This window comes from Mesorhizobium sp. WSM4935 (assembly GCF_029625735.1).
In the GTDB taxonomy this organism is placed as follows: Bacteria; Pseudomonadota; Alphaproteobacteria; order Rhizobiales; family Rhizobiaceae; genus Mesorhizobium.
On record NZ_JARTVR010000012.1, the window covers coordinates 168,509 to 178,191 of the forward strand.

General features: G+C 62.7%; 14 protein-coding genes. 10 read left to right on the plus strand and 4 right to left on the minus strand.

All coding sequences use genetic code 11. From position 1 onward, the window contains the following. Positions 1–182: 182 nt before the first annotated feature. Entirely contained in the window at positions 183–341 is a 159-nt protein-coding gene (locus P9273_RS24210) for a hypothetical protein (RefSeq protein ID WP_278051008.1), read from the minus strand. A 311-nt stretch (positions 342–652) separates the two neighbouring features. Here P9273_RS24210 and P9273_RS24215 point away from each other — a divergent pair, with 311 nt between their 5' ends. From P9273_RS24215 to P9273_RS24230, 4 genes are all read left to right on the plus strand, one after another. Further along, on the plus strand, positions 653–1,075 hold the full coding sequence (locus tag P9273_RS24215) for a hypothetical protein (protein ID WP_041001752.1): 423 nt from the start codon (positions 653–655) through the stop codon (positions 1,073–1,075). Positions 1,076–1,407: 332 nt separating this feature from the next. Beyond that, complete coding sequence (locus tag P9273_RS24220; protein WP_336619403.1) at positions 1,408–1,602, plus strand: hypothetical protein; 195 nt, start codon at positions 1,408–1,410, stop codon at positions 1,600–1,602. Between the two features lie 98 nt (positions 1,603–1,700). After that, a complete protein-coding gene (locus tag P9273_RS24225; RefSeq protein WP_201414544.1) occupies positions 1,701–1,847 on the plus strand; it encodes a hypothetical protein in 147 nt (48 codons plus the stop codon). Between the two features lie 537 nt (positions 1,848–2,384). Beyond that, entirely contained in the window at positions 2,385–2,600 is a 216-nt protein-coding gene (locus P9273_RS24230) for a hypothetical protein (RefSeq protein WP_041001749.1), read from the plus strand. Positions 2,601–2,630: 30 nt separating this feature from the next. Here P9273_RS24230 and P9273_RS24235 read toward each other — a convergent pair whose 3' ends face one another. Further along, a complete protein-coding gene (locus P9273_RS24235; protein WP_278051009.1) occupies positions 2,631–3,047 on the minus strand; it encodes a winged helix-turn-helix transcriptional regulator in 417 nt (138 codons plus the stop codon). Between the two features lie 96 nt (positions 3,048–3,143). Here P9273_RS24235 and P9273_RS24240 point away from each other — a divergent pair, with 96 nt between their 5' ends. After that, on the plus strand, positions 3,144–3,758 hold the full coding sequence (locus P9273_RS24240; RefSeq protein ID WP_278051010.1) for a dihydrofolate reductase family protein: 615 nt from the start codon (positions 3,144–3,146) through the stop codon (positions 3,756–3,758). A 22-nt stretch (positions 3,759–3,780) separates the two neighbouring features. Here the strand turns inward: P9273_RS24240 and P9273_RS24245 are convergent, their stop codons facing one another. Together P9273_RS24245 and P9273_RS24250 are read right to left on the minus strand one after the other, a co-directional pair. Then, positions 3,781–4,032, minus strand: a complete 252-nt coding sequence (locus tag P9273_RS24245) for a hypothetical protein (protein WP_278051011.1) — start codon at positions 4,030–4,032, stop codon at positions 3,781–3,783. Between the two features lie 144 nt (positions 4,033–4,176). After that, entirely contained in the window at positions 4,177–5,442 is a 1,266-nt protein-coding gene (locus tag P9273_RS24250; RefSeq protein WP_278051012.1) for a cytochrome-c peroxidase, read from the minus strand. Between the two features lie 202 nt (positions 5,443–5,644). Between P9273_RS24250 and P9273_RS24255 the strand changes: the two genes are divergently transcribed. The 5 genes from P9273_RS24255 (at position 5,645) to P9273_RS24275 (ending at position 9,605) form a co-directional block, all read left to right on the plus strand. Next, positions 5,645–7,177 (plus strand): acid phosphatase, encoded by a 1,533-nt coding sequence (locus tag P9273_RS24255; RefSeq protein WP_278051013.1) that lies wholly within the window; start codon positions 5,645–5,647, stop codon positions 7,175–7,177. A 103-nt stretch (positions 7,178–7,280) separates the two neighbouring features. Beyond that, positions 7,281–7,730, plus strand: coding sequence for a hypothetical protein (locus tag P9273_RS24260; protein WP_278051014.1), 450 nt, complete (start codon positions 7,281–7,283; stop codon positions 7,728–7,730). Positions 7,731–7,786: 56 nt separating this feature from the next. Continuing rightward, entirely contained in the window at positions 7,787–8,209 is a 423-nt protein-coding gene (locus tag P9273_RS24265) for an OsmC family protein (protein WP_278051015.1), read from the plus strand. Positions 8,210–8,214: 5 nt separating this feature from the next. After that, the gene (locus P9273_RS24270; RefSeq protein WP_278051016.1) at positions 8,215–8,739 is read left to right on the plus strand and encodes a hypothetical protein; all 525 of its coding nucleotides are present in this window, start codon (positions 8,215–8,217) and stop codon (positions 8,737–8,739) included. Between the two features lie 122 nt (positions 8,740–8,861). After that, a complete protein-coding gene (locus P9273_RS24275; RefSeq protein WP_041001735.1) occupies positions 8,862–9,605 on the plus strand; it encodes a 2OG-Fe(II) oxygenase in 744 nt (247 codons plus the stop codon). Positions 9,606–9,683: the final 78 nt, after the last annotated feature.

The window sequence follows — 9,683 nt, forward strand, 5'->3', positions numbered from 1 at the left end:
TTGCTCATGAGCGCCCTCGTCAGGCGCCAGACGCTGAGCGTTGCCTGTTCGATAAACGTTTCGGAAAACCTGTTTCTTCCCTGGCGCGTGATCCCGAACGTAAAAGATTGGGAGAGAATGATAGGCAAAAACAAAGCATTACAGCCTTCTCCCTGCCTTGGTGGGCAAGGACTTCGGGCCGATCACTTGCTGCCCTGCGCCGCGCCGGGCACGATCAGCGCTCCCTGATCGCGCTCCGAATATCTGAAGCCGATAAAGAACACGGCAATGATGACGAGACAGACCGCCAGCACGGTGACGAGGATCCTTCCCGGGTTTTCGGCAGGCGGTTTGTTTTCCATGGCGGTACGCCTCGCACATAAACCCTGCGAGAGCGGCAAGGGTTCCGAACTCCAGGCGGGTTTGTCGGGCTGGGGAATGCGGAGCGCGCCAGCGTGATCACGTGACGTCGATAACAATCATCAGACCGCCGCCGCCCTTTTCCCTCGGCATTGTTGTTCGCAGTGAATCAGCATCAGCGGCCATTCGAAGTTCCGGCAAAAGCCACCGTAAAAGCTGTCACCGGCAAGCGCTTTTCTGCACAATTAAATCAGTTTGTGCTAATGTACGAATGCCATGCTCATCCGTGCATGACAGGTCTAGGGAGGATGCGATGAAAACGATGAATCGCAGGTCTGCAATCGCGCTCGGCGTGACGGCTGCAACGGTTGCTCCCCTGTTCGCAACGGCGACATTTGCGAAAACCAAGAAGTACGCTGCGAATGAAGGCAAGGAGATCGCGCCCGGCGTCAGGATAGTGGAAGTCGGCACCGGCAATTCCGACATTCCCGCCTACAAGAGCATCACCCTCGTCGATGCGGTCTTTCAGCCAGGAGCCACGGCTCCTGCGATGGTGATGGACAACGACATGGTGTGCACGATCACCTCTGGCGCCTTCACGATCAAGAAGGTGGACAAGGAGTTCAAACTCAAGGTTGGTGACGTGTACACTTGCTCCAAGGGCAAGACCGACCAGGCGACGAATACGAGCAAGGACGTCGGCGTGCATCGGATCGCCATCCTGATCCCAGCGTAACAGATAGCGCGCTTGAGCTTTTGGATAGATCGCTGAACCGCTCCAACTGCTTGTTCTTACTGCCCCTGATGGAAGGCCTTGGCGATTTGCCAAGCCTTCCTGAACGGTGACGACACGGCTCGCAACTCACCCGTCGACACGGCTGCGCTCGGCGCGCCATGTGGCAGCGCGCCGACTTTCGCCACGAAAATCTTCAGCGACGCCGGCTCCAATTCCATCGGCGCGCATCACAAAAGTGACGCGCTCGATCCGCTATATGCTAGGCTCCTGCCGCCAAAACAGGGTTCATCATTATGGATGCCAGCGAATTGCAGGCCATAGGTGATACGCTGATGCGCGTTGTCACCCCCGATATGAAACCGAAAGACCTGCTCAAGGCGGTGCGAAAACTGCATCCGGGCGCCAAGAAGAAGGACATCGCCCGCGCGGCCTTCCACGCCATCATCGCCAATGCCGACCAGGATCCCGGCAAGTCGCGCAATCTCCAGGCCTTCGCGCTTGCCGAGCGTACCCAGCAATCGGAATAAATTGCCGCGAATTGTAGTGTTGGGCTTGCCGGAAATTTAATAAGCGATTTCTAATTTAATGGCTCAGCCGGCAGCTAGCCCCAACCGGTAGTGCGCTCATGACCAAAAACCTCGGCAATGCCAAACCCAGCGCTCCCGCCAAGGAGATAAACCCCTCGCTGTTCAGCAAGGCCGCGCCGGCGCTGTTTCCGCTGGTCGTCGCGGCGCTCGGTTATCTCGTCGGCCGGCATTTCTTCGGCTTTTGACGCAACCGGCGTTCGACACGTTTTCACAGTCGGTCCAAGCGCAACCGGGCGTGTGGGCGTACCCGTGCAGCTTTGGTCCTAGGGCCTAGGTCGTTCTTGTCCTTGGCCGGGTCCAGGCGCATGCTCATCGTAGCCGGCGGCCTCGCAAACTCCGGTCAGGCCCGGCCGCCGAACCCAGTATCACCCCCCCCCAGGCTGCCGGGCCGCCGCCGTGCGGCGAATTCGTCCGCACTCGCGCACGGCCAAGTGCCGGACCGCGCGATCCACGCTTCCACCCGGACATTTTAGACATCCACTGCCGCGCCGTCTCGCAGACCGAAATGTCGTAGCGAAGTCGAACTCCGCTGCGCCAAGATGCAACGGCATGCCTGTTCCGCCATGTTCGTTTCTGTTCGCGAGGCTCCGCAAAAGTGTTGAATAACGGCGAGCCGTTTTGCACTAGAGGCTGATAGGCCCCACTTTTCGGCAACTCCAGGCGCATTAGATCATATTGGGTCGGAGTTAGGCAATTCTTCGAGCGAAGAGCAGGAGCTGTATATGGTAACGAGCGAGCCAGACAGTGTCCGCGTAAAACCCGTCAATGACCAATGGATCGTGCGTGTCGTCGATGGCGGCAGGCTGAGACAGAAAGTGTTCGATGTTCATGCGCAGGCCGAGACCTTCGCCGAGGAAGAGCGGCTGCGATTGGGTCTGCCGGGGGAGCCGCCGACCGAGGAGCCGGTCGGGCCGCTGCAACGCGGGCAGCCTCGCTAGCTTATCTGCCCACGAGGGGGAGACGGCCCGCTAGCCCAGATGCTCAGCCCTTAGCCTCTCTTTCATCCGCTCGAGCGCCGGCTCACCGCCGGCCGCGAGTTCATCCGCTATCCGCGCCAGCTTGTCGTCGGCGTTGCGGTATTTGCTACCCCAGGCACCCAGCGTCACCAGCACCGGCAAAAGGTCGATGCCGGCTTCGGTCAGCCGGTAGATCGCTTTCAGCGCGTGAGTCGGGTCGTCGCTGCGGGTGACGATGCCTTCGTCCTGCAGCGTCTGCAGCCGCTCGGCGAGCGTCCGGGACGAAATGCCTTCGTCGGATTGCAGGAACTCGCGAAAATGCCTTTTCCCGGCGAAGACCAGGTCGCGGATGATGAGCAGCGTCCAGCGGTCGCCGACGAGTTCGAGCGAAAGGCTGATTGGGCAACCGGATCTTTCTCGCGCCGCCATCCTATGATTCCATTTTTAAATCACTTCACTATTGACACCACTCTTTGGGTGCGTCAAACGGTTCCAAAAGTAAAGCGTCGAGGTGAGGAAACGGACATGAAAAAGCTCGTCCTGCAGATGCAGATGTCGGTCGACGGTTTTGTGGGCGGCGATGAGGACCACCGCTGGCAGCTCTGGGAGTGGGGCGACGACAGTGCCTGGGACGAGGAGCTCAAGCAGGACTTCAACGCCGTCTTCACGACCATCGACACTATCCTTTTGAGCCGCAAGATGGCTGAGGAGGGCTATCTGACCCATTGGGGCAATGCGGCAAAGAAATATCCGAATGACCCTTTCTATGCTTTCGCGCGGCGCATCGTCGAGGCTGAGAAGGTGGTGGCGAGCGATAAGCTCGAAACATCGCGCTGGGAGCGCACGCGCGTCGTAAGCGGCGCCCTGCCGCGCGAGGTGCGCAGGCTGAAGCAAGGCGAGGGCGGCGACATCGCCGTGTTCGGCGGCGCCGGATTTGCCTCGGCGCTGGTCGCCGCCGGCCTTGTCGACGAGTACCAGCTCTTTACCAATCCGGCGGTTCTAGGCAGGGGCCGCCGCATCTTCGACAAGGGCGGTTTCAGCAGGCTGAAGCTCCTCGGCTCGAAGCCCTATGCCTGCGGCATGGTGGTGAGCCGCTATGCACCGGCGCAAGGACGGCCAATGATTGAGGCGCTGCCCTGAATCAATCTGGCAGTGCGTTCTCTCAACCGGCTGATTGGCCATGCCTTTCCCGGATCGACCGGGAGCCGCCTCCGCTGACGAGCCGCAATTGCCCGGCTGGCCGGGCGGGCCGCGGCCAGGCTGCATGATCGTTGCCCGCGGCGACGAACCAGCGGGCCGCGCGCGATGTCAGGCCGATAAGCACCCGGCCGGCATATTCCGCCGGCGCCCCATTGCCCGCATCGAACACCGCCCAGCTGCTCCCAGGCGGCTCCTGAACCGCGATGAACCTCATCGGAGACTCCATCTGTGAAGAGATGGGCAATGTAGCAAGTGCGGCTTGATGTTCCTATGACGTGGCTCACATTGGCACACATTTGCGGTGGATCGCAGAACTCAGACCGGGGCCGTCGCGCCCCGAAGTCCTGGCGGCGCAGCCTTACTGCCCCGCTTGGTCCGCGTCGGTCAGCGTGCCGAGGAAGGCAACGATGTCGTCGATCTCGGCGTCGGTCAGCGCCGGCTTGTCGCCTGGCTTTCTGCCGTTGAACGGCGGATCGGTATTGAGGTTCGGCCAGTAGGCTTTAGGCAGGTCATCAAATTTGTCGACCGTGCCGTCCGCCTTGCTCGGATACCAGCGCGCCGGGTCGCTGTCGCGGGTGGCGTAGAAGGCGACCGCCTCGCGCAGCGTGTGGAAATAGCCATTGTGGAAGAAGCTTTTCCGCAAGGCCACGTTGCGCAGGGTCGGGGTCTTGAACAGGCCGCAATATTCGGCGCGGCCCCTGAAGTCGGTGCGCAGCGGACCGCACAGGCCGAGGTCGACATAATTGGGATCGGCATTCGCTGGAATCGCCGGATTGCGCGGCACGGCAATCGCGATCAGGCCGTAATCGGTGAATTGCGGCGGCTCGCCGTCATTGGCGGGCTCGCTCAAATGGCAGCTCGCGCAATTGCCCTTCGACTCGTCCTCGAACAGCATGCGGCCGCGCAATTCCTGCGCGGAAAGCTGCGCCTTGCCGGCGAGGAAGGCGTCGTAGCGGCTGGAATAGGGGTAGAAGTCGACGCTGCTTTGCTCGAATGTGCCGAGCGCCTCCACCGCGGCATCGAAGGCGTCCTGCGGATGGTCGAAGACATCGGCGCCGAACGCTGCCTTGAAGGCATCGGCATAGGGCGCCTTGCGCAGGCTGGCGACCACCTGGGCCGCGTCCTTGTTGCCCATCTCGAAGGGAGAGAGCAGCGGGATCTTCGCCTGGTCCTTGCCATGGTCGGCGCGACCGTCCCAGGTCAGGCCGCCGGTCGGGCCATTGTCGACGCTTTCGTCCCCTTCGTCCTCGGAGTCGTAGAAATGCTCGGTGAAGGCGGGCGCCGCCTGCAGGTAGCGCAGCGACGGCACGGCGCGGACGCCGGGCTGGTCGAGCTTCGCTCCGCCCGTTTCGACCGGCGAGGCCGAGGCCGGTCCGAAAGCATGGTTGGGATCGTGGCAGGACGAGCAGGCCTGCTTGCCCGATGCCGAGAGCGACGGGTCGAAAAACATCTGCCGCCCAAGCGCCGTCAGCGCGTCGGCGCGGGCGAAGGCCTCCTTGCGCGACATCGGGCCGGGATGGACGCCGAAGGGTTCCGCGGTATTGGCAGGCGCGGTCAAGCCGACAATCGAGGCCGCCAGAAGGGCGATCGCGTGATTTTTCCGTACCATCGTCCGCGGCGACATCCGTGATTTCCTTCGCTCGATTTCGCTCGCGTAAGGTTCGAGTGCCACGGATTGATGACCGGCTGTCTCCCTCACGAAACCGTGTCCGGAGGCTGCAGAACTGTCACATAGGTGACAAGGCATCGAAGTAGCTGGGCATTGATGCAGCCGCGTTCCTGCATTGCTGTCCTCCAGCCATTCCCAAGCCACGAGGCATTTCCCGATGACCCGAACCTTTCTCTCTCTTTGCATCGCCTCCACCGCGCTGGCATCGCTCTCTGCTGCTGCCCAGGCGGCTCCTCCCGGCTATGACAAGATCGACACCGTCGTTGTCATCTACGCCGAGAACCGCAGCTTCGACAATCTATATGGCGGCTTTCCCGGCGCCAACGGCCTGGCCAACGTGTCGCCCGACCAGGCGCGCCAGCTTGACCGCGACGGCAAGCCGCTTTCCGAACTGCCGCCGGTCTGGGGCGGGCTGACCGGCAAGGGTGTCACGCCAGCGGTCACGGAGGCGCAGAGCGTGCATCTTGCCAACGCCACCTTCGCCATCGACGACCCCAAGGGCTTCAACGAGGGCACCAGCGTCATCACGCACGATCTCTGGCACCGCTTCTACCAGGAGCAGATGCAGATCGACGGCGGCCGTAACGACAAGTTCGTCGCCTGGGCCGATTCCGGCTCCCTGGTCATGGGCCATTATGACGGCTCCAACCTGCCGATGTGGGCGATCGCCAAGAAATACGTGCTGGCGGACAATTTTTTCCAGGGCGCCTTCGGCGGCTCCTTCCTCAACCACTTCATGCTCGCCTGCGCCTGCGCGCCTTACTATCCGAACGCCGACACCAGTCCTGTGAAGGGCCAGATCGCCGTCGTCGAACCGGACGGCGTGACGCTGAAACCGGCCGACAATTCACCGCCTTCGGCGCTGGGCGGCGTGCCGAAATTCGTCAATGACGGCGCCATCACGCCAGACTTCTACGCCGTCAACACCATGCAGCCGCCTTACCAGCCGAGCGCCAACAAGCCGGCCGAGGGCGGCGACAAGGCGCTGGCCGATCCGGCTGTGCCCACCACGCTGCCGCCGCAGCACGAGATCACCATCGGCGATCTGTTGTCGCTGAAGGGCATTTCCTGGGCCTGGTATTCGGGCGCCTGGCAGGCGGCGCTTGACGGCAAGAACGCGACCCCTGTGCCCAATTTCCAGTTCCACCACCAGCCCTACAACTATTTCGCGGCCTATGCGCCGGGCACGGCCGCCCGGGCCGAGCACCTCAAGGATGGCGGCCTTGACGGCAGCGAGTTCATCAAGGCGATCGACGACGGCAAGCTGCCGGCCGTGTCCTTCTACAAGCCGCAGGGCAACCTCAACGAACACGCCGGCTATGCCGACGTGACGTCCGGCGACCGGCATCTGGCCGACCTCGTTTCGCATCTGGAGAAGAGCCCGCAATGGGCTCACATGCTGGTCGTCATCACCTATGACGAGAATGGCGGCTTCTGGGATCACGTCGCGCCGCCCAAGGCCGACCGCTGGGGCCCGGGCAACCGCATCCCGGCCTTCATCATTTCGCCCTACGCCAAGATGGGCATGGTCGATCACACGCAGTATGACACCACCTCGATCCTGCGCTTCATCACCAACCGCTACGACCTGCCGGTGCTGCCCGGTATCGTCGCCCGCGACAAGGCACTGCGCAATAACGACCAGCCGCCGATGGGCGACCTGACGGCGGCGCTCGATCTGACGAAGTAGCCGTCGAAATCATTCTTGCGAAAGGCCCGCTCCAGCGGGCCTTTTTCGTTGGCGCGCCGCAAGGGGACTTGCCACGATCGGTCTTCCTGCCACACAAGGTGCTATGCCCGATAATTACCTGCATATGGTTCCTGATGATCCGTACTGGCAGCCCGACAAGACGGCGGCGGAAGAGGCTGCCAACTTGATGCGTGGACTGTTCCCACAAGCCGAGCATGTCGGAATCGAATACAAGGAAGCGGTGACTTTCTTCGATGCAGGCGCGAATACAGAAAGCGTCCACTGTGCCTTCTGCGGGAGCGACCTGGAGGATTGGTGGGGCGATGCCATGGATCAGGCAGCCGCTTCGGATTTTAGCAACCTCACGATCGTGACGCCTTGTTGCAGCAAATCCACGTCGCTCAACGACCTCCGCTATGTATGGCCCGCCGCGTTCGCTACGTGCTCGCTTACAGTCGTCAATCCCGGCGCGACCACCCTTGGTGCTGACCAGTTGCGACGGATTGAGCAGGCGATTGGCTCGCCCCTCAAGATGATCTGGCAACATCTCTAAGCCAGCCGAGGGCCGGGTAGATCAACCGAGCGGCTGAGCAGGGCGAGGGAAACACGATGGCAGAACTGAAAGTCAGAACCCGAAACGCCAGTGCTCTCGCCGTCCTGCCGCCGGGCGGCCTGCCCATCATAACCACCCCGACAGGCGGCACTGTCGATGTGGTCACGCAGGTCAGCGCCCCCGGCTTCAGCCCGCTCGACCTGCTCTACGCCTCTTTGGCCGCCTGCATGGTGCTCAGCGCCCGCATCGCCGCGGCTCGGCTTGGCATCGCCGACCGGCTAGGCGAGGTGAGGGCGGAGGTCACCGGCGAGAAGGCGAAAGACGAGCCCGCGCGGGTCGAGACGTTCACCGTCAGGCTCGAGATCACCGGCGACCTGGATGCCGCGATGAAAGAGCGGATCCTGGCGGATGCCGAAGACATCTGCACCGTCTCCAACACGCTGCGCGGCGCGCCCGCACTTCACGCGACGGTGGGGTGAGTGTGATGGCGCATCTCGCCGCGATCGATTACGCGACCGCCTCCGACGAAATCCGTGCCGAGCACGACCGCGAGCTCGCGCTGCGCGGCCGCATGACCAACATGAAGCGCATCCTGCTTCGCTCGCCCGCCGCCCACCGCATCTACGCCGAATGGTTCACGCTGCGCGACCTGCTGAAGCCGACGCTCGACGACCGCGCCATCTGGCTGTTCTCGAAGACGATCGCCGAGACGATGCGCGCCGAGGTTCCGGTGACGTTCTTCCGCCGCGCGCTTATCGACAGCGGCCTCGATCCCGAAGCGATCGAGCCCATTGCGCATGAGGCGCTGCTGACGAAGTTCGGCAAGGCGGTCGCGACCGATGCCAATGCCGTTCCGGACGAGGTCTGGGCCGCGCTCAAGGCGCGCTATGACGAGACGCTGCTCGTCAACCTCACCGCCTTCGCCTGCATCATGGTGGCGACCTGCGTCTTCACCAATGCGGTGAAGGTGGATCTCGATCCGGAGCTGGAGAAGTATCGCAGGCTGTGAAGCTGCCAATCTCCGCCCTTGCGGGGAGATTAGCGCTGCCGCGCCTCGCCATCTTGTCGTGTATCGGGTGGCTGCGTCCCGTCGCGCGCCCCATCTTCGTGGGCAAGCAAGGAGTCAAGCCCATGACCATCCATTCCCTCAACACCAAACGCACCAGCCGCTCCGCCGAATCCCGCGTCGCCGCGCAGGAATGGCGCGGCATCGTCTCCGAGCTCAACGCCTATGGTTGCGCCGTCATGCCGGGCCTGCTCTCGCCAGAGGAATGCGCCGAAATCGCAGCGCTCTATCCGCATGAAGAGCATTTCCGCAGCCATGTGGTGATGGCCCGCCACGGCTTCGGCAAGGGCGAATATCGCTACTTCAAATATCCGCTGCCGGACCTGGTCGACGGCTTGCGCACGGCCCTCTATCCGCGCCTCGCCACCGTCGCCAACGACTGGAACGAGAAAATGGGTGTGGCGCAGCGCTATCCCGTCGAGCACGCCGCCTTCCTGAAGCGCTGCCATGACGAGGGCCAGACGAGGCCGACGCCGCTCCTGCTGCAATACGGCCCCGGCGACTTCAACTGCCTGCACCAGGATCTCTACGGTGCGCTCGCCTTTCCGCTTCAGGTGGCAATCCTGCTCTCGGAGCCCGGCGAGGATTTCACCGGCGGCGAATTCGTGCTCACCGAGCAGCGCCCGCGCATGCAAAGCCGCGCCGAGGTGGTGCCGCTCAAGCGCGGCGACGCGGTAATCTTCGCCGTGCACAACCGGCCGGTGCAAGGCACCAAGGGCTATTACCGGGTGAATTTGCGCCACGGCGTGAGCCGGTTGCGTTCGGGGCGGCGGCATACGGTGGGCATCATCTTCCACGACGCGAGGTGATTAGGCAGTAGGCAGTAGGCAGTAGGCAGTAGGCAGTAGGCAGTAGGCAGTAGGCAGTAGGCAGTAGGCAGTAGGCAG